Raw genomic sequence first — 21667 nt, forward strand, 5'->3', positions numbered from 1 at the left:
GGCCAAACGAGGCAGCAAATGGGCCCACGCAGCTCCTACGAATGTTAGAAACTGGCGATTGCCGCGCGTCGGCTGAAGCGCCAGGGGAAGCAAATATGTCATCGATCGCCGATGCGGAGTTTGCGAAACTCAACATACCGCTGCTGCGTCACTTTCCAGAACTGGCGCATGCCCTCGGCCGCGATCCTGGCGAACTACTGGATTTGGCAGGGATTAAGTCCGCGACATTTCGCGATGATGCCGTCGATCTCACCTACCCCCAGGCAATCCGACTTCTCGATGTGGCGGCGCGTGAACTCAAATGCCATGACTTCGGGATGCGGCTGGCACAGGGGCAGCGCGGCGGAGCGATCTTCGGCCCCCTAGGCCGCACGATGCGCAATTCGAGAACGTTCGGGGATGCGCTGCGCTTCGCTAGCGAGCATATGAGCGCTCACAGTCGTGCCGCACGTGTCTGGTTGCGAGCCGGGCCTGAAGGCTCGGTGTTCGCAGGTCATGAACTGTTCCTCGAAAGCAGCGGTGAACGAATCCAGGCCATCGAACAAATTCTGCTGATCGGGCACCTCGAGGCTATGGAGATGACCGGCGGCTACGCGCGCGCCCGCTGTGTCCATTTCCGGCACGAGCCGAATTCGCCTCCTGCGGAATACCGCCGCTATTTCGGCTGCGACGTTCGCTTCGGAGAGCCCGCCGACGGCGTGACTTTCTCCGCGCATGATCTGGCAAGTCCCGTCCTGAGCCAGAACGAGGACGTTCATCGCGAACTGACCACCTATATCGAGACGCATTTCCCAAAAAAGCGGCTTCCGTTCAATGCTGAAGTGAGCGGCCTAATCATGCGCCGGCTCACCCATGGCAACTGCGCGAGCGGCGACGTGGCGCGGGCTCTTAATATTCATCATCGCACGCTCCGCCGTCGCCTCAAGGACGAAGGAACGACGTTTCAGGACGTAAAGGACGACGTGCGCCGTGATCTGACAATATATTACCTACGGCAGACCCAGCTTGATTTCAGGGGCGTCTCCGAAAAGTTGGGCTTTGCCGAGCAGGCCGTTTTTTCGCGCAGCTGCCGCCGCTGGTTCGGCCAGTCACCGTCGCAACTGCGCGCCGGGGGCACGGCCGCAACCGAACGAAAAACTTTGTCCTGATAGGTCAAGCCATCCGCGCCTGATTACGCGACTATGCCGGTCAACGACGAACCAGCGACGTCGCAGGCCAGCCCTGCCGTGCGTGGTTTCGCGATTAGGAGCGGGACATGGCCGAAGCGGACCACAAGATGGAAATGGATATCAGCGACGTCGAGTGGCGACTTGGCCACCAGGTTGGCGGCGGCGAGCTGTGGGAGCCATGCAACAAGACGGACATCCGCCGCTGGGTCATGGCGATGGACTACGTCAACCCGATTCACTGGGACCAGCGATTTGCGGCGGCATCCAAATTCGGCGACATAATCGCCCCGCAGTCGATGCTGGTGGCGCTCGATTACGGGCACGGCAACAATCAGGCATGCGTGGGCCGAATCGATGGCCAGCACATGATCTTCGGCGGCGAGGAATGGTGGTGGTACGGCGTGAACGTTCGGCCGGGCGACCAGATCAGCCATGAGCGAATCTTCACCGGCTACAAGCTGACCGACACCAAGTTCGCCGGTCCGACCCTCTTCCAGCGCGGCGATACCATCCACCGCAACCAGCGCGGCGATCTTATCGCCAAGTCCTGCCCCACCGTAATCCGCTATCTTGCCAAGGAAGCAGAAAAGCGGGGAATTTATGCGTCGACGGCGGGCACGCCGCACAAGTGGACGCAGGCAGAGCTCGCGAAAATCGACCAGGCGCGGCGTGACTGGTTCCTGTCCAATCGCGATGGCAAGTCCCCACATTTCGAGGAAGTCTCGGTAGGCGACAAGCTGCCGCGGCGAGTAATTGGCCCGCACTCGATCGCGAGCTTCACCACCGAATACCGGGCGTTCGTGTTCAACATCTGGGGCAGCTTTTACTGGCAGGGCGTGGAAGGCGTGCCCGACTGCTGGGTCAATCAGGACATGGGCTGGATCGACGGGTTCAGCTTCGATGAGGAAGGCGCGATGATCGATCCGCGCCTGCGCGACGGGCTATACCTCGGCCCATCACGCGGACATATCGACGACAGCCGGGCGAGCGAGATCGGGATGCACCGTGCTTACGGCTACGGTGCCACGATGGCCGCATGGAACACCGATTACCTGGCCTTCTGGGCCGGGCACGACGGGATGGTCCGCCATGCCAAATCCGAGTTTCGCGGCCCCGCCTTCGAAGGCGACGTTACCTGGATAGAGGGTGAAGTAGTCGAGAAGATCGCGGATTCGGAATGGGGTTTCCCAATCGTGCGGATCGAGGTGCGGATGACCAATCAGGAGGGCAAGGTTGTCGTGACTTCGGTCAACGAAGTCCAGCTTCCCTCCTGACCGGATCAGCCTCGTGATCCAGCATCGCTTTATCGCCGACGCGGCCCTGTCCATCTCGTGTGGCCTGCCGCTCGGCGACGAACCTGGCCTGGGCGAACTCACGCTCGGAGGGTTCCTGCGCGAAGTCACCGCGCAGCATTCCGGCCGCGAGGCGCTGGTGCATGCCCAGCCGGATGGCAAGATCGAACGCTGGTCCTATGCGGACCTTTGGCGGGAAGCCAACGGGGTAGCCAAAGCGCTTGTCGCCGGCGGGTTCGCGCACGGGGAACGGGTCGGCGTACTCATGACGAACCGGCCCGAATTCCTATCTGCCATCTTCGGCATCGCGCTTGCCGGGGGCGTGGCGGCGCCGATCGGCACCTTTTCGACGCCCGCCGAGCTGGGCTACCTCATCGAGAAATCGGCGATCTCGACGCTGCTGTTCGAGCGCGCCGTGCTCAAGAAGGACTTCCTCGCGGCACTGGCCGAACTCGATAGCCGGATCACCGAGGACACGCCGCAAAGCTTCGCCTCGCTGCGCTTTCCCTTCCTCAGGACGTTGGTCGTGATCGGGGAAGGCGCCTGCGGAGCAGTGCAGGACTGGTCCGCCTTCCTCGCGGCGGGTCAAGGGGTGGCGGAAGCTAGCATCGCCGCCCGCGCGGCTGCGGTCTCGCCGGCCGAAGCCGGCGTTCTGTTCTTCTCGTCGGGGTCCACCGAATTTCCCAAGGGCATCGTATCCTCGCATCGCGGCGTAACCTTGCAGATGTGGCGCATGGGTCCGCAACAGGGGCTGAGCGATGGCGTCCGTAGCTGGACCGCAAACGGCTTTTTCTGGTCCGGCAACTTCGCGATGATCGTGGGCGGAACGCTGGCTAAAGGCGGCACCATCGTTCTGCAACGCACGTTCCAGCCCGCCGAGGCACTTACGCTGATGGAGGCGCACAAGGTCCAGTTTCTCTTTGCGTGGCCGCATCAGTGGGAGCAGCTGATAGCCGCGCCGAATTGGGCCGACGTCGATCTGTCGTCCCTGGTCTATGTTGACGAGGCCTCGCCGATCGCCCGGCACCCGACGGTTGAGGTCGATTGGATCGAGCCGCGACATTGTTACGGCAACACAGAGACCTTCACGCTCAGCGCGGCCTACCCTGCCCAGACATCGCGGGAAGAGGCCGCGGAAAGCCACGGGCTGCCCTTGCCCGGCAATGTCCTGAAGATCGTCGATCCAGTGACGGGCCGAACGATGCCGCTGGGGGAACGCGGCGAACTGGCGGTCAAGGGGCCGACCCTCATGCTCGGCTATCTCGGCGTTGCCCTCGCCGACACACTCGATGCGGACGGGTTCCTGCGCACCGGGGACGGCGGGTGGCTCGACGATGCTGGACGACTGCACTGGGAGGGCCGCCTCAACGACATTATCAAGACAGGCGGAGCCAATGTTTCGCCGCTCGAGATCGACGCCGTCATCCGCGAATACGCGGGCGTAAAGGTCGCGCAGACCGTCGGCGTACCGCACGATACGCTAGGTGAGATCGTGGTGTCCTGCGTCGCCCTGCACGAGCGCGCGCAGGTCAGCGAGGACCAACTGCGCTCGCACGCGCGAACCAGACTTGCCAGCTACAAGGTCCCTCGCCGGGTGCTGTTTTTCGCGCCCGAGGATCTCGCGGTCACCGGCAGCAACAAGGTGAAGACGGGCGAGCTGCGCCGGGTCGCGGCAGAAAGGCTAACCATGCAGAACTGACAATTCGAGTTTCGTCTGATCGGTCGGAAAGAGCCGGCGGGCGATGGTTTTCAACCAAGAAGGGGAGGATATTATGATGAAATTCGACAAGAAGCGCGCCGCTTGGCGTTTTGCGATCGGCGTGGCCGGGATCGCCCTAATTCCGGGCATGGCGGCGGCGCAGGAAAAAGCACCGCCCGCTGAGGACACCGCAGCCGACCAGATTACGTCGGAGCCGATCGTCGTGACCGGAACTCTGATCCGCGGCATCGCGCCGGCCGGCAACAACGTCATCGGCGTTACCAGCGAGCAGATCACCGCGACCGGCGCCGCTTCGACAAGCCAGGTTCTCGCCAGCGTTCCGCAGGTGGGCAACTTCTTCAACGCCCTGCCAGCGGGCGTATCACCCCAAGCGGGTGCGAACGCCTCCAATCCGATCAACCGGCCCAACCTGCGCAACCTGCCGGGCTCCAATACCAGCGGCGGCGCGCAGACGCTTGTCCTATTCGACGGCCAGCGTGTGGTGGGTGCAGGCATCCAGCAGGTCGCGGTCGATCCCGACATCATCGCACCCGGCGTCATCGCACGCGTCGAAGCAATGACGGATGGCGGTTCGGCCGTTTACGGCTCGGACGCGCTTGGCGGCGTGCTCAACTTCGTCACCCGCGACCGCTTCAATGGCGTGCAGGTCGATGCCCGCTATGGCCTGGGCGATAACTATAAGTCGGTCGATGCCAGCGCGATGGCCGGCAAGGATTGGGGCTCGGGCGGTTTTTACGTCGCTTATGGCTATTCTCACCACGATAGCGTCTTCGGTTCAGACCGTGACTGGGTCAAACAGATCAACTGGGACACCAACGTGCCGACCGGGCGCAATTGCGCCGCGCCCAACGTCAGCGTCGGAACGGCGACTTACGTCCCGTCGGGTGCCGGACTGACTGCAGGTGGACCCAATGCCTGCGATTTCTCGGACACGGTTGCCATTTATCCCACCTCGACGCTGCACACGGTCTTTGCCCGCCTTAACCAGCATCTGTCAGACTCGGTCCGTTTCGATGTGACGGCGCTTTATGCGAACCGCGCCATCGAGGCCGTCGGCGGCACGCTGGGGACCGGCGCGTTGAGCACGGGCGGCACCGGGCAGGCAACGCTTACCGCAGCATCCCCGTACTACCGCCCGACCGGCGATGCCAACACCGGCCTCCCGCAAGTCGTACGGTACGATTACAGCCCCCTGTTCGGCGCTCGCTCCGCCACGCAGGAAACCAACCTGGAAACATGGCGTGTCGCACCTTCGATCTCGATCGAACTCGGCTCGGACTGGGAACTGAGCGGCCTGTTCAGCTACGGCATCGCCACCACCTCGTTCCGCAACGCGCAGATCAGCACGACCGCGCAGGCCGCCGCGCTCGCGTCGGGGGCGTTGAACCCTTACAACGTCGGCGCCGCCAGCCCTGCTACGGCCGCCAGCCTGCTGCGCTATGCCGAGGGCGTAGGACGCAACGAACTGTTCGATTATCGTGCGATCGCGAACGGTCCGCTGTTCGCGGTCCCGGGTGGGTCGGTCAAGGCGGCCGTCGGCTATGAACACATGCAGGATAATTTCCAGCGCCGGACCACCAACGCCACCACCTACGTGTTCCAGGACCCCACCAGCTACACGCAGAAGGTCGATTCGGTGTTTGGCGAGTTGCAGGTGCCGATCGTCGGCAGCGCCAACGAAATGTCCTTCCTCAACGAACTGTCGCTATCCGCATCGGCCCGCTACGACAAATACAGCGACTTCGGCGACACGTTCAATCCCAAGTTCGCCGCCACGCTGCGCCCCGTCGAGTGGATCGCGATCCGTGGCAATTGGGGCAAGTCCTTCACCGCACCGTCACCGGTCGATCAGCTCGGCGTTCTGGCATCGGCTGTCGCCACGGTACCGGCGGCATTCCTGCGCACGCCGCCCGGCGTGACGGCAGGGCCTGGCGAGGTGGGCCTTTTCGTTTCCGGCACCGCGCCCGGTCTGCAGCCTCAGAAAGCGACCAACTGGTCAGTTGGCGTGGAAATCGAGCCGCCTTTCGTTTCGGGGCTCACGCTCAATGCCAGCTACTACAATATCGACCTGTCCGGCACAATCGGGCGACCGGTGACGAGCGCCGATCTCACCGATTACTATGCCAACTTCCCGCAGCTCTACTCGGTGCGGCCCACAGGTCAGGAACTCGCCGCCTACCTGACCCAGTTCAACCCGGCCAACTTCAACTTCACGGTCGCCAACCCGACCTCGACCGCCCAGGCGCTCATCACTGCGGGCGGGGTCACCACTCCGGTCCTGGTTTCCCTCGACACCCGGTCGCGGAACCTGGGAACCGCGAAGCTTGATGGCATCGACTTCAGTGCCAACTACGTGATCGACACCAGCTTCGCCTCCTTCGATGCGAGTGCATCGGGCAACTATCGCCTGTCGCAGAAGTCACGGGCCCTGCCCTCGCTTCCGGTTGCGGACGACCTGGCGTTCAACACGCCCGTGTTCCGTATGCAGGGTACTCTCGGAACGACGATCGGCGGCCTTCGCGCGCAGGTCACCTGGAACCACACCTCCGGCTACAAGCGTGGTACGGTCGAATTCGGCCAGACCAAAGTGTCCGCGTTCGATGCCATCAATCTTTTCTTCAAATATGACGTGAAGTCCGATTCAGCGCTGATGAACGACCTGTCGTTCACGCTGAACGTCCAGAACCTGTTCGATGTCGACCCGCCTGAATTCCGCAGCGCGACCGGGTTGGGTTACGACGCAACCCAGGGCTCTGCCTTCTCGATCGGCCGCATCGTGCAGTTTGGCATGCGCAAGAACTTCTAACCGCAAGCGGCGGGCCGGACCACTGGTCCGGCCCCGCCCGAGCACAACGAAGAAACGGCTCCGGGGAAAACCCCGGAGCCGTTTTTTGATTGATCGAAAACGATGGCGCCGAGGCTACTTCACCACGACACGGACCCTGCCCAAGTTCATGATCCGACCGTACGGGCTGCCGACTTCCGCTTCGCGCTGGGCCGTCACGCGTAGCCCCACAAAATAGGTTCCCGGCGCCGCGAAAGCGTGGGTAACGCTTACCACCGCGCTCCCGTCCTTGCGAAACTCGAGAACCGCGGGATCGGCGAAGCGCCCCTTGCCCTCGAAATCCCACTCCCCGCCCACAATGCGCCCCGTACCGTCCGGAACACGGGCCTCGGCCGTCAGGGTGACCGGCTTTCCGGCCGCGACTTCGGCACGCGTGGCACCATCCGCCTGCAGGCCCACGACCGGCTGAATGCCCAGCCGGGCAGCCGCCGTCGGGGGCAAAAGAACCTGCCCATCTGTGATGGAATAGGCAGTACTCGGCGCCGGTGCGATGCCCTTTTCGACCCACGCGCTGACGTCGAGGAGCGCCTGCTGCAGCACGCCGGTGAAGGTCACCAGTTCGGCGCTGCCCTGACCGCCATGTTCGGCATGCTCGGTAAACCACACCCGGAAGGCGCCGTCGGCTTTCGCGGCGAGGTGCTCGCGGACCTTCTTACGATACCAGTCCGCGCCCCATGGCCAGGCGGCCGTATCCGAAAGGTTCTCTACGAGAATAACCTTGCCGCCAATCCTCCCAGTGGGCACGGCGCCCGCCGCACCGATCGCGAACTGCGGACCGAGCAGCTTGGCCCGCTGGGGTCCCAGCGGTTTGCCATCCGGGCCTCGATACTGGTTCCATGTGTAGAAGTCCGGCGTGGGCACCTGATGCCGGTGATAGGTCTGGGCGGCCAGCCAGTTCGAGTTGTCTATCTGCACTTCGTCGCCGGCGGCGAGTTTGGCGAGACTGGCCGGATCGTTGCTCTGCAGGATGACGATCTTTCCGTCGAGCCGCTGCAGCCGCAGCAGCGCTCCCGCCGCTCCGCCGCTGTTGACCTTCAAATCCGCAGCACTGCCGAAGTCACGCTGCGGGACGACGTCGAGTTCAATGGCGACCGGCAATTCGCTCCCACCTGGACCCAGGAGCGCCTGCCAGGCGAGTTCCGCCGTGCCGCGCGCCTGGCCCATCTGCGGTTTGAGAGTGATACCGAGCCGGTTCGCATCGGCTGCCATGATGAGCCGCACGACCTTCGCTTTTTGCTGGATCCTTGCGTCGCGCAGGGACTTGGGCGGGTCGAAGCCTTCATAGCCAGGCTTGGTCCAGAAATCGGTGAAGTACGTCGGGTCGGCCGCTAGCATGCCGGGATAGAGCACCGGAAAGGCCCCGACGTAGCCGCGGGCGAGAGCGCGCAGCTCGGGCAAGGGATAGCCGAAGTTCAGGATCTCCCGGAGCGCCGAGCTCTGCTCCGCGTCCAGCCCTTTGTATGGGTCGCCTGTTCCACCGACGTCGAAGGCGTCGATGATACCGGGCAGTTTGTCTCCAAGGACCCGATAGGCGTAGAGCGGCGCGGTGAAATTGTACGGCGTCGCCATCGACGAGCCCATCACAAAGGGGACTGCTCCGTCCCAGACACCGGCAGTGTTCTCTATGCTGCCCACGGTCCGATACGCGCCGCCACTGCCGCCCCAGATGTAGCCGAAGGGGCGCTTGCCCCCGTACATCCTGGCCGCGACGACGCGGGAGAATTGCGCCGCCGCTGCATTGGCCCGATAAGCGCCGATAGTGGGGTCGGTCGCGTAGGCGGGTCCTGAATTGGCACTTGCCCCGCCGCCGTTGGTCTCGATGTAATAGCCGCCGTGTTTCACCGCGAAACCGATATTGCCTCCGCCGTCGCGGGTATCCTTCTGCGCAAGGTTTTCGCTGTCGGGCACCGGGGTGACATATTCGAAGAAGCGCCCCTCGTAATTTTCCTTGGGCGGGAAGTAGAAGGAAAAGCGCATGTCGGTGCCCGTGAAGCCGCCATGCACGTAACGGTGCCGCACCGGTGCATCGCGCCATTCGTCGATGTCGATATAGGGTTTCGTGAAGAGGGGATCTGCGGCCACTCCCGGCGGCACGGCGTCGGGCCAAGCCGTCACTTTTGGGGCAGGTTGGGCCGCCGGAGATGCTCCTTCAACCGCAGTGGCACCGGCCAGAAGACTGATGACGATGCATAGCGCCGTCCCAAGACCGGCGCGCGAACGAAACGTGGCTAAACGGGCCATCTTCTCTCCCTTGCTTTGTTTTTTCTTGCGATCTGCAAATAGTGCCGCTGGCAAGGCCAGGCACAAAGCTGAACCGTATCGTCCACGCGAATATGCGGGCAGCGCGTTCGTCGGCAGCCACCTGGCCTCATGAGCCGGCGTACCGGCCCTGGCGTCCTCTTCGAGGCCCTTCAGGCGCGAACAGCGATCTGATACTGCTCGATGTATTCGCGGAAATGGTCGCGAACACCGTCTTGGCTTAGGCCATATTCGGCGAGATCATACTGGTGGGAGCCATGCTTGCCCTTGGGGTTGCCCGCAAGGTAAGCTTCCATGCCAGTCCGGGCAGCAGCAGTCAGCGGCTCATCGAAGCGTCGGTAGATCGACTCGGCCGTCGCGAGCGGATCGCGCACGAGATCGCGATACTGCACATCGAAGACCACGTCAGCGCCGTGCCGCGCCCGGTAGTTATTCACCCGCGCGATCATGAGATCGAATGTCTCCAGCAGGTTCTGGCCAATGGCCCGCAGATCGACCTGAGCGCTGTACATGCGTCGCACTTCCTTGAGCAGGCTGCACGCCGATCCAAGAACCTCCGCAGGATCGCGATGGGTCATGACAAGCTGCGCGTCGGGAAACTCCGCCGTCAGCGCATCGAGAAACAGGGGATGCCACGGGTTTTTGAGCGTCCAACGGCCGGGAGCTTCTGCCTGAAGAAGCTGAAGCAGGCGCTTCTCGTAGCGAAACGCGGGACCGTAGTCGGCCTCGTACAGGAACCAGCGGTGATAGCTGGGGATGTCGGCTTGGGAATCGAAGACCTGGGCACAGAACGAGGGGGCCATCGCGAACTGGCATTCCGTAGGACTATCGGCATCCTCGTAGTGAATCGCTGCGATCTGCGGTGCGAATTGTAGGCCCTGTTGGGTTTTTACGTGACAGGCATCGAAACGAGGACCGCCGTGCAACTCGTCAGGGTGCGGAGGAGGTACCGAGTCGAATGCTTCCCACCGTAGGAACGACCGGCGGGCAGGATCCGCCTCGAGAAGATTGATCGCGAGAGTCGTCCCCGTCCGCGGCAAGCCGAAGACGAAAAGGGGTTTGTCGACCGGACGGTCCAGAAGTTCAGGATGGCGCGCTAGCCAATTTTCCACCCGCATCCGGTTGGCCAGGGCAGCGACCAGCGCGTCAACCGACCTTTGCATTCCCGTTTCGGTGAATCCGGCTTCCTGCTGGTAAGCGTTCAGAAGAACTGTCAGGCCCTCTAGGATTTCAGGGTCCCCAAAGTCCTTCAGCCCGGTCAGCTCGCTTGCTGCCGCGACGATATCCTCAGCCCGCATCTCTTTCACCGTCTTCCTGCCAAGGTGCCTGAAGCACCGATGCTTCACACGACCATGCGATCATTGAGAATACTTTAGAAGGAACGTTGCATCATGACGGCGATATCGCTTACCCAAATCCAATAAAAGTATCCTCTATCCTCCCGCAATGGTGTGATGAGACCAACGGGATCGGTTTGGCGACGAGGGACTACGGACATGAACCGGCTTGGAATCGATTCTCAGACAGTGTTCGGAATGCCCCCCGCCGATCACATCGATCTGGCGGCGCGACTTGGCTGCGGGCATATCTCCATCGGCCTTGGCCCGGTCCCGTGGCAGCTCGCGCAATTCGCGCCGTGGTCATTGCGTGAAGCGAGATCCGTACGACTCGAAGTGGTGCAACGGGCCGCTGATAACGGGATAAGCCTGTCGCTCGGCGAAGGATTTGCGATCCGCCCGGGCTCTTCCGTTGCCGGACTCGACAAGGATCTCGACCACATGACCGAATTGGGCGTGGTCGCGGTCGGCACGGTGGCCATCGAAACTGATCGTTCGCGGGCCATGGACGAACTGGCGATGTTTGCATCGATGACCCACGAACGCGGCCTGGACCTTTATCTCGAATTTGCCCCTCCTCACGCGTTTCCCAACCTCCATCATGCCCTGTTGGCACTAAGAGTACTTGGATCGCCCCACGCGAAGCTGATCATCGACGCCATGCACCTTTTCCGCTGCGGCAACAGCGTGGAACAGGTTGCGCAACTGGCCCCGTCGCTTATTGGACGCGTGCAGATGTCGGACGCGGCCATGGTCGGCTCGGGCAAGCCCTACATGGAGGAGGCGTGCTTCGAGCGATCCCTTCCCGGCGAGGGGGAACTCCCCTTGCAGGCTCTGGCGGCAGTGCTCCCCCCGCGCGTCCCGGTCTGCCTTGAAGTGCCAAATCGGGGTAGGGCTGCCGACATCGCCACCCTCGAGGAATACGCCGGGCAGGCGATGCAACGCGTCCGTGCCCTGTTCTGAAGCACTCGCACTGGACCGCCACGCGCGTTCTGTGCTTGAGGTATATTCATGAGCACTGCCGCGAAAAGCCGTACCCCCCTCGAAGTTGCCGCGGAACGCCTTCGCGAAATTTCACTCGCCAGTCCGGAAGGCACTCTCCTCGGGAGCGAAGAAGCGCTTATCGTTCAGTTGGGCTGCGCCCGCGCCACAGTGCGCCAAGTGGCCCGCCTGCTCGAGCGCGAGGGCCTTCTAAGAGTGCGCCGCGGCATGAATGGCGGCTATTTCAGCGCACGTCCGGACGCCGACACGATTGAAGCGACTGTCAGCGCCTATCTCGAAACCCTCGACATGGAACCCAGTGATGTGACGGTGCTTGCCTCCGCCCTTTGGGTGGAAGCGGTGCGCAAAGCGGCAAGCCGGGATCCCCACGTGATCGAGCCGGCATGCAGCCACCTGAAGGAGAAAATCGGGTCGCTCAGAGATGACGCAACCTTCGATGCAGTCAGGGTCCTCGAACGCGAAACGCAGGACGCGATCTTCGCGCTGGCGCAGAGCGAATACATCAAGCTCATTTTTGATATCAATTCGGCCTTCTCCCGGCGCCGCTTCGCAGAGCCGATCGAAGACAACGCGAGCGCTGAGCATCGCCTGTTCGTGCGCGAGTGGCGGAACGCGAAACTGCTCGAACTCACCGCGATCGGCCTAGGTGACGGCGAACTTGCGGTGCTTGGCGCTCAGCTGAGCCGCAAGATCTGGCATTCGCGGCTAAAGCGCCGCTTCGTCGAACTCGAACTCTCAGCGCGAGCGTGAACGCCGGATAACGAATCAGAGATAGGACCCGAATTAAGAATCCTTTATTCCCAAATCGTCCAGATCATGCCCTAAGGGCCGCAAATCCAGCGACAATCGAACTTATCTGCAGCCATCCCGCGCCATACTTTGCGTTTATGTTGCGACAATCACGGCTCTAAGCCGCGTATATCGCTTCGGCGTTGAAGCCCCACCTTGAAAGAGGATACTTTTAGTGGACGGCGGGTGCGATCGGCAGATACTGCTATCTCCCAAAGAAGGATCGCGCGCCACGACAAGCGCGGACATAACGGAGAGGTTGTATATGACTGGAGAGCTCGTTTCCGCATCGGCCGAGTGGCGGCGCTACTGGCCGGTCGTGCTCGCCTCGTCGATCGGCTTCTCGTTCATGTCGTTCATGACCCCCGCCGCCGGCGTGTTCATGGATCCGCTGGCACGAGACTTCGGATGGGACCGTACACAGCTTTCGAGCGGGCTCGCCGCTGCAGCTCTGATTTCCATCCTGCTCTCGCCGTTCATCGGGGCATTGATCGATCGGCAGGGAGTGCGCCGCATCGCCTTGCCGGGCTTAGTGCTCACCACTGCTTCCATCTGCGCATTCGCGCTAGCATCCGGCTCATTCCTGCAGTGGATCGCATTATGGCTGGTGTGGGGCGTGTTCGTCCTGTTTGTCCAGTCGACGCTCTGGTCCACGGCGGTGGCAGCGACTTTCACCAAGGGCCGCGGCCTGGCTCTTGGTATTACCATGTCGGGCACCGCACTTGCCCAGGTCATCGCGCCGCCCCTGAGCAATTGGCTGATCGTGAATTTCGGATGGCGCGAAGCTTTCGTCATTCTCGGGCTGGGTTGGGGCGGCGTTGCCCTTGTCCTATCCGTTCTCTTCCTCAGGGGGAAAAGCGCTGCCGCCACCCCCCGCGACCGGCGGGCCCAAAATCTTGCTCCGGCGCCTGACGTACCTGGCCTGACGATCGCGCAGGCGTGGCGCAGTGCCGCGCTTTGGAAGGTCGCCATCGCCACCTTCCTGATCCTGACTGCAACCATCGCCGTCGTGGTGCACCAGTTCCCGATCCTTGTTGAGGCCGGCGTCTCACGCGAAAATGCGGCCTGGCTCGTAAGCCTGTCCGGCATTGCCGGGGTAGCGGGCAAACTCATCACCGGAACCCTTGTCGATCGCTTCCATGCCCGCTGGATCGGCGGCCTGACCCTGGCATCGACCGCCATTGCCTGGCCCCTGCTCATGGACGGGCTTGCGACCCCCGCCCTGGTTGTCGTGGGCATGATGATCAGCGGCTACGCCGCCGGCACGAAGATGCAGCTGTGCAGCTACTTGACGGCACGCTACGCCGGCCTTCGCCACTACGGTGCGATTTTTGGCGCGATGACCAGCATGATTGCGCTGGCTTCGGCCATCGGGCCGCTGGCCGCCGGTGTCGCTCACGATGCGTTCGGCAGCTATTCCCCGCTTCTACTAGCCGGCATCAGCATCTCTATCGTCAGCGGTCTGATCGTGCTCAGCCTCGGCGCCTATCCCGAATGGGTCCCTGCGGAGCCGATCGATGGAGAGGACGCCGCCGCATGAGCGCTGTTCCGGGCCGGCCGCGCAGGCCCGACCTTCCGCTGGCGGTCGTCATAGGCGCCGGCGGCATGGGCTCAGCGGTGGCACGGCGCATGGCGCAAACACACCGCGTGCTATTGGCCGACATCGATGGCGACGCGGCCCAGGCACAGGCCGATTTGCTCGCCCGTGACGGCGCAGATGTCTATACGCTCGCGTGCGATGTCACCGACACCGCAGCGGTCGCGGCGCTCTCCGGCATGGCGCAAGGCTTGGGGGGATTTCGCTCGCTAGTACACGTCGCGGGTCTGTCGATCGGCGCCGACGATTTTTCGAAAATACTTTCGGTGAACTTGCGTGGACCGGCGTTGGTAGTCGCAGCGCTGCGGCCGCTCGCGCGCGCGGGCGCGAACGCAGTCGTCATCGCTTCGCTGGCCGCGCACAGCGTTCGCCCGTCTCAGGCCTTGCTCGAAGTCCTCGGAACGCCATTGGCCCCCGATCTTGCCGATCGCGTTACGGCGGTACTGGGCGCTGAAAAGGCCACGCCAGCGGCCGCCTATGCGCTCTCGAAAATCGGCCTTCTTGAGATGGCACGGCGCGAGGCGATGGACTGGGGCCGGGTCGGCGCACGTATCGTGTCTCTTTCGCCGGGCCTCATCGCCACGCCCATGGGCGCGCTCGCCTACCAAAAAAGCGCGGGCAAGCGCGCCATGTTCGAACAATCCCCGCTGTCGCGCGAAGGCAGCATGTCGGAAATCGCCGACGCCGTCGAATTCCTCGCATCCGATCGCGCATCGTTCATCAGCGGGACCGACCTGCTCGTAGACGGCGGACTTGCTGCGGCGCTCGGGTATCCTCGGGACTAGTCCTTCTCTTCGTGATGGACTGCCGCATCAAGAAAGCCTGCAGCAGCTTCGTTGAGAACATGACCGGGTCCGTTCACACCCAGACTCGTCCTCAGGAGAGCGATATCCTTGCGCAGGAGTGCCGCGCCGTGCTCGAAGGCCTCCGGATACGGAAGGCGCGCGTAAACCTCGAAGCCGAAGCTGCGGCCGCTACTTTCCTTTATCAGTTCTGCCGCCGCCTTGCGGTCGATGCCAAGCGCCTCAGCCGCGGCGAGCGCAGCATGGGCTAGTCCCATGTTGGCCGCCATGAGCGAATTGTTCACGATCTTCGCGCGTTGCCCGGTACCGGCGGCCCCGAGGTGCACCAACAGCCCCGCGAATGCGTCGAATACCGGCCGCGCCTGAGCAATCGCATCGTTCGTGCCGCCGCACATCACCGTCAAGGTGCCGGCTGCCGCTGCCCCGCCGCCACCGCTGACGGGTGCATCGACAAATGAGATTCCGGCCGCTTCGCAGCGGTGCGCCAAGCGCTCGCAGCTCTCGGGCAGGATGGTGGAGTGGATGGCCAGCAGGCTGCCTGGCTGCATCGCGGGCAACAATTGCTCACAGACGGCGGAAACGCCGGCATCGTCTACGACGCAGATGCCCACGTGATCGGCCCGGCTTGCAAGGTCAGCCAAAGACGCAGCCGCGAAGGCACCTTGGGCGATGAACGGGCCGAGCACCTCTGGCCGCCGGGCCCAGACCGTCAACGGGAAGCCTGCAGCGAGCAAACGCTCGGCCATGGGTGCGCCTTGGCTTCCCAGGCCGACGAAGGCGGTCTGGATCGTACGCCCAGCCATCATGCGTCCCACGGCAAACCTTCCCGGTGGTTCTTAATCATGGCCAGGACCGCGCCCTGAATTACGGAAGCCTTCGGCCACCCTGCATGGACGGCGTATTGCAGGACGAACTCTTGCAACTCTTCCGCGGTGCAGTTGCCGCTCGACATCGCCGCGTAAAAGTGCGTCTTGATCGGCGTCGCCGCGCAGCTTTCAGACACCCCGACAAGCGTGATCCATCGCCGCGAGCGTTGGTCCAGTGCGCCACGCTTCCACATTTCGCCGAACACGAAATTGTCGATGCCCGCCTCGAAGTAGGGGGTCATCGGGGGCGGCCCAGGAAAACCCATGACCGTGTTGAATTCGTCGATGCCGTCTCGCACGCGGAAATCCGGATCCCATGGCTGGGCCCTGATGGCATCGTATTCGCTGACGTGCTCCCCCAGCGCCGACGTCACGCGCGTGATCGCCCGGTCCAGTTCCACTCCGCGCGACCATCCCGCGTAGACCGCAAGGTGCAGGGCCGCCTCTCGCAGCTCGGGTTGGGTGAGTTCCCGTGTTACCAGAGCACCGCGTATGTAGTCCTCGAGCAGATCGACGGGTCCGTTCGTGCTGGCAGCGCTGGCGATCGAGATCAGATAACGCGCGCGCATCTCGAGGCCCGGTCGCGACCAGATCTCGGAGAAGATGAAATCGCGCCAGCTCGCCTCTGTTGGAGTCGATGGGACCTCGTGCTCGCGCGCCGTGGCCCGCAGAGCGACCTGCGCACCGCGGGCCGAGCGTTCGTAGGGGTCAAGCAAGGTCATCATCGTCCCGTCAGCCCTTGATCGAGTCGATGACGGCTTGGGTGATGCCAGGCTTGCCAGGGTCGCCAGCCATGAATTCCGCATGTTTCTTCTCGATAAAGGCATCCGGGTTCGCCGCCACTTCGGCCAGTGTGGTCCAAACCTCCTCGTGGGTTGGCACGACGATCTCCCCGCCCTCCATCGCATCGGACAGGATCCGTGCCGTCTCGGGCTGCGACTTGACGAACAAATGGCTTCCCGGCGCGCGCATCGTGTAGTCTGCACTGAAGTGCTTCATGGCATCGGGTGAGGTCGTCATGACCGGGCCTGGACACAGGCAGCTCACGCGAATTCCGAACTGCATGAGATACAGTGCGAGGTTCTGCGACATGGAAAGCACCGCCGCCTTGGATGCTGCATAGTGGACGCGGCTCGCGGCGAACGGATAGAGCCCGGCGAAGCTCGCGGTGTTGACGATGTGTCCCTCGCCGCGGCCCATCATGCGCGGAACCACAATGTTGTTGGCGCGCACCATGCCAAAGAGATTGACGTCGAACATGCGTTGCCATTCGGCGAGCGGGAGGTCCTCGGGGTTGCCGCCGGAGAGGATCCCGGCGTTGTTCATGTGAATATCGAGGGGGCCGAACGAGGCTTCGGCGGCGTCGATCGTTTCGAGCACAGACGTTTCGTCGAGCACATTGCAATGGAGCCCGATGCTCTCGGTACCGAGCGCGCGTAAGAGTTCTGCGGTCTCCTCGGCCCCGTCCCTAGATATGTCGGCAACCGCGACGCGGGCGCCGCGGCGGGCCCATTCAAGGGCGATCTGTCGACCGATGTTCTGCCCGGCGCCGATGATCAGCGCCGTCTTGCCTTCAAACGTAGACATCTTCCCATTCCTCTCCCGTTATTGCTCTCGACCGGCGGTCAGATCCCGGCCGCGTAAAGCAGGTCCGAAGCCGCCTTGATGCCTGCCCGAAACTCAGCCTCACCAGTGTCGGCGGTATAATCCGCAGGCACGACTTCGAGATCGAAAACGCCTTCGTAACCTGCGTCCAGGACCTCGTTCATCATGCGTCCGAGCGGCAGGTCGCCGTGTCCTACGTGCGAGCGCCCACCAGCCCCAGAGATCGCAATGTCACCGATCTGGACAAGCGCGATATGTGGCATGGCGCGCTTCAGGGTGTCGGCAAGCCCGCGCTCCATCCAATTGTTGCTGAAATCGGAGACGATCCCGAGGCCCGTGCGCTCCGCGATGTCGACTGCGTCGGCAAGACGCGTGCAGAACGAAACACTGGTGCGCAGGCTGGGTTCGAAAGCAGCCGTCACGCCTTTCGCGCGGGCATGTTCCACTGTGGGCGCGACGGCCTGCGCGAATAGCGCGACATCCTCATCCCAGTCGCAGCGCACCGTCCGACCGGTCGTGAAGTAGATCGAATGGCCGGCATGCTCCGCCACCAGATCAATCATCGCTTTGTGCGTTTCGCGCGTCGCATCCCAAGTTTCGGGCGCGGATAGCTGGAAACCTCCGGTGATGAGCGTGCTGATGCGGATCCCGGCGTCGTCGAGCGCGCCAAGACAGCGCTCTGGATCATCCGCGATCTTGTTCATCAGCAGGCCGGCGTGACGCACGCCTACGTCCTTCCACAGCGCGAGTTCGCGCTCGAACGACCACCGGAACGTGCACATCGCATCGAGCGAGAGGCGGGAATGGATCACTGCGCCTCATCCAGTGCCGTCTCCAGCCGGTTGATCTCGCTTTCGAGCCAGCGCACCTCGCTGAAGTTCTCCCGTCCCGCACCTTCGAGCACTGCCCGCTGTGCTGAGAGCTGTACTGCGAGCGCATCGCGATGCTCGGGGACCCCGGCGGGGATAGCCTCGGCCAGATGGAGAGCGTGGAGCGGCTTGCCCTCCTCGAGCAGCGTCTTTGCCCGCCCGAGGATCGGCGCATGGCCTCCCGCGAGTGCGACGAGTTCCGGAAACACGGCTTGAGGCGGAACCGAATAGAGTTCGGTGGAGGACTCGTAGCGGAACCAACCCAGATGTTCTTCCCAGATGGAACGCACGATCCAAGGCACCTTGCCGTGTCCTTGCGGAATGGCGAGTTCGTCGGGCAAGCGGATGGTATCCATCAATTCCCAAAGACCCTTGCCTGCATTCATGCCCTCGAAAGTGCGATCGCGCAGGTATTGCGCCGCGTCGCGCATGCGGGTCAGGCGGGAACGGATCTCCGCCGCGCCGCGAACCGGTTCGCCATGTCCGGTAATGAGCACTTCGGGTTCGAGGTCGATGACCCGCTGCACGCTGTCGATGTACCACTGCACATAGCGATAGCGCTCGCCCCGCACCGTGTAGAGATTAGGCACGTGGCCGAAGATCGGGCCGGTCATGTTGCCAGTGAAAACGGTACGATCCTGGGGCAGCCAGACGGCAAGCGAATCGACCGTTTCCCCGCCCTTCACCGAAAGCAGCTCAAATTCACGGCCGCCCTGTTCGAAGCGATGACTGTCCTGGAAGATGGTGGTTAGCACGGGCTCGGGCCGCTCAGTCAACTCGCGCTTCTGGTCGCGGCTCCACAGCCGGCGTGAACGAGACCCCATGGCGGGACCCAAGTCGCGGTACTGCTTGCGAACGAATGGCAGGTTCGCCTGACCAATGGTCTCCACCTCCGGACCGCTAAAGGTGGACCAGCCGCCGATATGATCCTCGTGGCTCTGCGTCAGGACAATCCTGCGGATCGGCTGATCCGAGACGGCATCAAAGCGACGCTTGTTCTCCGCCGCGCTATAGATGATGCCCGTGTTGATGAGGACGTTGCCGTCCGCGGTCGTAACCAGGTAGAGATTAGACACGTCCTTGGACATAAAGATGCCGCTGCCCAGATCGACCGCATCCTGCCTTCCGGCACCGTCGTTGATGATCTGGGCGTTGAGTGGCTCATTGGCGTCTCGAACCGTTTGAATCATGTCCATTCTCCCGAAGTCTTTTACTTTGCCGCAGCGAACGTGGCCGCCTGCGAGGTGTGTATCCCGCAGGCGGCCCGGGCTGTTCAGGCCTTCACTTCCACCCTCACCGGGAAGCGGTCGAGGTAGAACGCGAAGCGTTCCCGAAGCGCCGGTATGTCGAGGTTGAAATCGCCGGCAAGGTCGTAGACCACTCGCCCGTCCTTGCCGCGCGGATGGCTGTCCATGTATTCGCGCATGTCCGCAATGCTGTCCTCGCTCGAAGGAAGCCCCGCGAACTCCAGCACCTTTTGAGCGGTCCCGACATCATCGGCGATGACGTCGCCGAACAAGATATCGAGACGCTGGCCTTGGGGCACGGAGTCCATATCGCGCAGATACGCGCGCAGCATACGCTCGATGCGATCGACCCAGTAGGCAACGTGCGCCTGGATGTCCGGCTGCTTCTGGTGCGCGAGGACGGATAGCCCCCGCATGGTCAGCACCGATTGCAGCAATGCCAGCGGATCGCGGTGGATCTGGACGACATAGGCATCGGGATAGTTGGCGATCAGCGCGGGAATTTGCTCGGAATGCTGGTTGCCCTTGAGGATCCAGCGCCGGTCCGACGGAAACTGCTGGGCGATGGCCTTGAGCATCCGCTTGCCATAGGCGTAATGCGGCGTCTGGTCGTGGCCGAGCAGATAGTCCCGCCAGCGCGGCACCTCCGCCATCCATTCCCACTGGTAAGTGGTGAAATCGGGCATCTGCAGTTCGTTCTCGCCGCAGGCATGGTCCGGCGAATGCTCGTGCATCGCGGCCATGATGGCGTTCTGCTTCATCCGGTCCCAGTGAGCAGTTGATCGCACCCAGCGCGGATCGACGCCGTCCGGGCCGGGCGTTTCGCCTGGCGCAAGCACCGCCTCAGACCCTAGGTAGACGGGAAGGTGTCGTAGCCGGCGATCGGCAGCGATCAGGTTTTCAAGATGGGTGGTTCCCGAGCGTGGCAGGCCGACAATGATGATGGGCCGGTCGATGACCTCCTGATCGACCTCGGGATGCGTATCGAGGTACGCCTTGTTCTTCAGGCGGTTCGCGACCTGTTTGACGCAGGCGGACCGGAAATTGGCCTTGGCAAAGCGCCAGAGGTTGGGATTGGACCCGACCTCGTCGAGCAACAGTCCCAGACGCTCGGTGAAATCGCCGGGCCCGAAGTCCGAAAGGCCCGTCTGAGCCTGCGCTTGGGCCAGTACGCCTTCGACTGTCATATCCAGCGGCTCGGCCTCGGCGGCTTCCAGTTCGGCGCGGCGCTCGGCTGGAAGTGTCGGGTCGCGGAACTGCTCGACGCGGAAGACCTTGGTCTTGACCTCGGTTGTGATATCGGACGTGCTCATGCGCGGCGCTCCACTGAGGTATTGAGCTTACCGGCATTGGCCATCCAGCCACCATCGACCTTCACGAGGTCTCCGGTATGGTAACGCGACGCGTCGCTCATGAAGTAGACTCCTATCCCCTCGAAATCCTCTGGGGTTCCGAACCGCGGAATTGGGCAGCGCTCGCGCACCTGCGAGCCCAGCGGCGAATCGGGTCCCTGGTCCTTTACGGTCTCGCTCTCGGTGTATCCCGGGCAGACTGTGTTGGCCCGGATTCCGTACTTGCCGAGATCGACGGCAATACCCCGGGCAAGCGACGCCATCGCGCCCTTCGAGGCGTTGTAGTGCTGCATGCCGATCGACCCCGTGACAGCCGACAGGCTCGCACAAAACAGGATCGACCCGCCCGCATCACCCGCCTCGGCACGGCCCCGCATATGGCGCGCCGCCTCACGGGCGAGATAGAAAGCGCCGTGCTGGTTGACCGACAGAAGCGCGTGCCAGGCTTCGCCAGTCATGTTGGTGAAGCAGCCCTGGTTCATCATCAGGCCGGCGTTTGCGATAGCCCCGTCCACGCGACCCATCGTCGAGACCGCGTGCGCGAAAGCCTCGATGACCCGGTTCTCGTCAGAAACATCGACTTCCTGAGTGAGCACCTTGGCGCCAAGACCGCGCAGCTCTTCCGCCGCGACCTCGTTTTTATCCTGGCGCCTTCCCCAGATAACCAGGTCGCCGCCAGCCTTTGCAATACCCCGGGCAAAGCCCAGGCCGATGCCGGCATTGCCGCCGGAAATCACTACGACTCGCCCCTGCAAGTCCCACGGTAGACGAGCCATGGCCGCTCCACTCCACTATCTGTTTTCATCGGCCGAACGACGAAACCGCCTCGGCCAAAAGACTACAAACAGTATCCTTTATATATGTCAAGCGCCGCATCAGTCCGGTTCTGCCGCCGCATTTGGCGGCGTGGGCTCA

At 63.0% G+C, this 21667-nt stretch carries 17 protein-coding genes; 8 read left to right on the forward strand and 9 right to left on the reverse strand.

Features of this window, described 5'->3' with window-relative positions; translation table 11 throughout:
- The first annotated feature begins 95 nt into the window (after window positions 1–95).
- The 4 genes from GVL61_RS09565 (at window position 96) to GVL61_RS09580 (ending at window position 6987) form a co-directional block, all read left to right on the forward strand.
- Window positions 96–1148 (forward strand): AraC family transcriptional regulator, encoded by a 1053-nt coding sequence (locus GVL61_RS09565; RefSeq protein WP_159979354.1) that lies wholly within the window; start codon window positions 96–98, stop codon window positions 1146–1148.
- Between the two features lie 107 nt (window positions 1149–1255).
- Window positions 1256–2443, forward strand: a complete 1188-nt coding sequence (locus GVL61_RS09570; RefSeq protein WP_159979356.1) for a MaoC family dehydratase N-terminal domain-containing protein — start codon at window positions 1256–1258, stop codon at window positions 2441–2443.
- Window positions 2444–2456: 13 nt separating this feature from the next.
- A complete protein-coding gene (locus GVL61_RS09575) occupies window positions 2457–4160 on the forward strand; it encodes a class I adenylate-forming enzyme family protein (protein ID WP_159979358.1) in 1704 nt (567 codons plus the stop codon).
- A 76-nt stretch (window positions 4161–4236) separates the two neighbouring features.
- Complete coding sequence (locus GVL61_RS09580; RefSeq protein WP_159979360.1) at window positions 4237–6987, forward strand: TonB-dependent receptor; 2751 nt, start codon at window positions 4237–4239, stop codon at window positions 6985–6987.
- A 114-nt stretch (window positions 6988–7101) separates the two neighbouring features.
- Here GVL61_RS09580 and GVL61_RS09585 read toward each other — a convergent pair whose 3' ends face one another.
- A complete protein-coding gene (locus GVL61_RS09585; protein WP_159979362.1) occupies window positions 7102–9267 on the reverse strand; it encodes a PKD domain-containing protein in 2166 nt (721 codons plus the stop codon).
- A gap of 170 nt (window positions 9268–9437) precedes the next feature.
- Window positions 9438–10583, reverse strand: coding sequence for a sulfotransferase (locus GVL61_RS09590; RefSeq protein ID WP_159979484.1), 1146 nt, complete (start codon window positions 10581–10583; stop codon window positions 9438–9440).
- 198 nt (window positions 10584–10781) lie between these two features.
- Here GVL61_RS09590 and GVL61_RS09595 point away from each other — a divergent pair, with 198 nt between their 5' ends.
- The 4 genes from GVL61_RS09595 (at window position 10782) to GVL61_RS09610 (ending at window position 14795) form a co-directional block, all read left to right on the forward strand.
- Complete coding sequence (locus GVL61_RS09595) at window positions 10782–11585, forward strand: sugar phosphate isomerase/epimerase (protein ID WP_159979364.1); 804 nt, start codon at window positions 10782–10784, stop codon at window positions 11583–11585.
- 48 nt (window positions 11586–11633) lie between these two features.
- On the forward strand, window positions 11634–12374 hold the full coding sequence (locus GVL61_RS09600; protein WP_159979366.1) for a GntR family transcriptional regulator: 741 nt from the start codon (window positions 11634–11636) through the stop codon (window positions 12372–12374).
- Between the two features lie 304 nt (window positions 12375–12678).
- Window positions 12679–13953, forward strand: a complete 1275-nt coding sequence (locus tag GVL61_RS09605) for an MFS transporter (RefSeq protein ID WP_159979368.1) — start codon at window positions 12679–12681, stop codon at window positions 13951–13953.
- Entirely contained in the window at window positions 13950–14795 is an 846-nt protein-coding gene (locus GVL61_RS09610; protein ID WP_159979369.1) for an SDR family oxidoreductase, read from the forward strand. The genes GVL61_RS09605 and GVL61_RS09610 overlap by 4 nt, the downstream gene beginning before the upstream one ends.
- Here GVL61_RS09610 and GVL61_RS09615 read toward each other — a convergent pair.
- The 7 genes from GVL61_RS09615 to GVL61_RS09645 form a co-directional block, all read right to left on the reverse strand.
- Window positions 14792–15616, reverse strand: coding sequence for an NAD(P)-dependent oxidoreductase (locus GVL61_RS09615; protein WP_159979486.1), 825 nt, complete (start codon window positions 15614–15616; stop codon window positions 14792–14794). The genes GVL61_RS09610 and GVL61_RS09615 overlap by 4 nt on opposite strands.
- The gene (locus GVL61_RS09620; protein WP_235037599.1) at window positions 15616–16404 is read right to left on the reverse strand and encodes a carboxymuconolactone decarboxylase family protein; all 789 of its coding nucleotides are present in this window, start codon (window positions 16402–16404) and stop codon (window positions 15616–15618) included. The genes GVL61_RS09615 and GVL61_RS09620 overlap by 1 nt, the downstream gene beginning before the upstream one ends.
- A gap of 7 nt (window positions 16405–16411) precedes the next feature.
- Window positions 16412–17266, reverse strand: coding sequence for an SDR family NAD(P)-dependent oxidoreductase (locus GVL61_RS09625; protein WP_159979371.1), 855 nt, complete (start codon window positions 17264–17266; stop codon window positions 16412–16414).
- Between the two features lie 38 nt (window positions 17267–17304).
- Entirely contained in the window at window positions 17305–18096 is a 792-nt protein-coding gene (locus GVL61_RS09630) for a sugar phosphate isomerase/epimerase (RefSeq protein WP_159979373.1), read from the reverse strand.
- The gene (locus GVL61_RS09635) at window positions 18093–19343 is read right to left on the reverse strand and encodes an alkyl sulfatase dimerization domain-containing protein (protein WP_200844696.1); all 1251 of its coding nucleotides are present in this window, start codon (window positions 19341–19343) and stop codon (window positions 18093–18095) included. Before GVL61_RS09635 ends, GVL61_RS09630 begins: the two co-directional genes overlap by 4 nt.
- 83 nt (window positions 19344–19426) lie before the next feature.
- Complete coding sequence (locus GVL61_RS09640) at window positions 19427–20713, reverse strand: sulfotransferase (RefSeq protein ID WP_159979377.1); 1287 nt, start codon at window positions 20711–20713, stop codon at window positions 19427–19429.
- On the reverse strand, window positions 20710–21528 hold the full coding sequence (locus tag GVL61_RS09645) for an SDR family NAD(P)-dependent oxidoreductase (RefSeq protein WP_159979379.1): 819 nt from the start codon (window positions 21526–21528) through the stop codon (window positions 20710–20712). The genes GVL61_RS09640 and GVL61_RS09645 overlap by 4 nt, the downstream gene beginning before the upstream one ends.
- Window positions 21529–21667 lie beyond the last annotated feature (139 nt).

Source organism: Novosphingobium sp. 18050 (assembly GCF_902706195.1).
GTDB lineage: Bacteria > Pseudomonadota > Alphaproteobacteria > Sphingomonadales > Sphingomonadaceae > Novosphingobium.

What these genes read in the sequence shown, in the direction of transcription:
- GVL61_RS09610 (WP_159979369.1), top strand. Translation starts at nt 13,950, where the DNA reads ATGAGCGCTGTTCCGGGCCGGCCGCGCAGGCCCGACCTTCCGCTGGCG.
- GVL61_RS09580 (WP_159979360.1), top strand. Translation starts at nt 4,237, where the DNA reads ATGAAATTCGACAAGAAGCGCGCCGCTTGGCGTTTTGCGATCGGCGTG.
- GVL61_RS09585 (WP_159979362.1), bottom strand. Translation starts at nt 9,267, where the DNA reads ATGGCCCGTTTAGCCACGTTTCGTTCGCGCGCCGGTCTTGGGACGGCG.
- GVL61_RS09565 (WP_159979354.1), top strand. Translation starts at nt 96, where the DNA reads ATGTCATCGATCGCCGATGCGGAGTTTGCGAAACTCAACATACCGCTG.
- GVL61_RS09570 (WP_159979356.1), top strand. Translation starts at nt 1,256, where the DNA reads ATGGCCGAAGCGGACCACAAGATGGAAATGGATATCAGCGACGTCGAG.
- GVL61_RS09635 (WP_200844696.1), bottom strand. Translation starts at nt 19,343, where the DNA reads ATGATTCAAACGGTTCGAGACGCCAATGAGCCACTCAACGCCCAGATC.
- GVL61_RS09620 (WP_235037599.1), bottom strand. Translation starts at nt 16,404, where the DNA reads ATGATGACCTTGCTTGACCCCTACGAACGCTCGGCCCGCGGTGCGCAG.
- GVL61_RS09590 (WP_159979484.1), bottom strand. Translation starts at nt 10,583, where the DNA reads ATGCGGGCTGAGGATATCGTCGCGGCAGCAAGCGAGCTGACCGGGCTG.
- GVL61_RS09595 (WP_159979364.1), top strand. Translation starts at nt 10,782, where the DNA reads ATGAACCGGCTTGGAATCGATTCTCAGACAGTGTTCGGAATGCCCCCC.
- GVL61_RS09615 (WP_159979486.1), bottom strand. Translation starts at nt 15,616, where the DNA reads ATGGCTGGGCGTACGATCCAGACCGCCTTCGTCGGCCTGGGAAGCCAA.
- GVL61_RS09625 (WP_159979371.1), bottom strand. Translation starts at nt 17,266, where the DNA reads ATGTCTACGTTTGAAGGCAAGACGGCGCTGATCATCGGCGCCGGGCAG.
- GVL61_RS09605 (WP_159979368.1), top strand. Translation starts at nt 12,679, where the DNA reads ATGACTGGAGAGCTCGTTTCCGCATCGGCCGAGTGGCGGCGCTACTGG.
- GVL61_RS09600 (WP_159979366.1), top strand. Translation starts at nt 11,634, where the DNA reads ATGAGCACTGCCGCGAAAAGCCGTACCCCCCTCGAAGTTGCCGCGGAA.
- GVL61_RS09645 (WP_159979379.1), bottom strand. Translation starts at nt 21,528, where the DNA reads ATGGCTCGTCTACCGTGGGACTTGCAGGGGCGAGTCGTAGTGATTTCC.
- GVL61_RS09640 (WP_159979377.1), bottom strand. Translation starts at nt 20,713, where the DNA reads ATGAGCACGTCCGATATCACAACCGAGGTCAAGACCAAGGTCTTCCGC.